Annotated in this window: 1 pseudogene; it reads left to right on the top strand. The window is 26.5% G+C overall.

Annotated features, from left to right (window positions below):
- Nucleotides 1–267: 267 nt before the first annotated feature.
- Nucleotides 268–536 (top strand): annotated as a pseudogene (locus tag ACOTVC_RS09040) (ShlB/FhaC/HecB family hemolysin secretion/activation protein); the annotation flags it as partial.

The raw sequence follows: 536 nt of genomic DNA, 5'->3' as shown, positions 1-536 counted from the left end.
ATGAAGAAGAAAAAACCGAAGAGGTGGATGAAACCTCTCTTATGCAAAAAAGTAAAACCTGCATAGTAAGTGATAATTATAAAACTATGAATCCATGTATAGTTGGAGGATTGTAAAAATGCTTGCTAGGATAGCTATATCCTAGCAATAATAACGAGTATATTAATGAATACTCGTATTAAATAATATTTTGATTAATCAATAATAAATATTAAAAAATAAAAACTCTTAATTTTAAAAATATATAACCAAAAGGAAAAAACAACCATGAAAAAACTTTTACTTAGCACTATAGCAATTAGCTCTTTAGTCTATGCTAATAATGGAAGTATTACCATAGCTAAAAATGATATAGAAAAGGTTATAGAACTCTCCCCTGATAGAAACCTCCCTCAAAACAAAGCTATCAAAGAAAATCTAAAAACTAAAGATGATTATATAAAAAGCCAAGAAGCTAAAAAAGACTTTGAAGAAAAAAAGAAAGCTTTAAAAGAAAAATTCAAACAAGAAGATAAAGCTAATGAGGAAACTAACAA

Origin of the sequence: Campylobacter sp. GB48, from assembly GCF_049221845.1 — a bacterium.
Lineage (GTDB): Bacteria > Campylobacterota > Campylobacteria > Campylobacterales > Campylobacteraceae > Campylobacter_D > Campylobacter_D lari_C.
The sequence above is the reverse complement of the archived record's forward strand: the minus strand, read 5'-3'. Positions and strand labels throughout refer to the sequence as shown.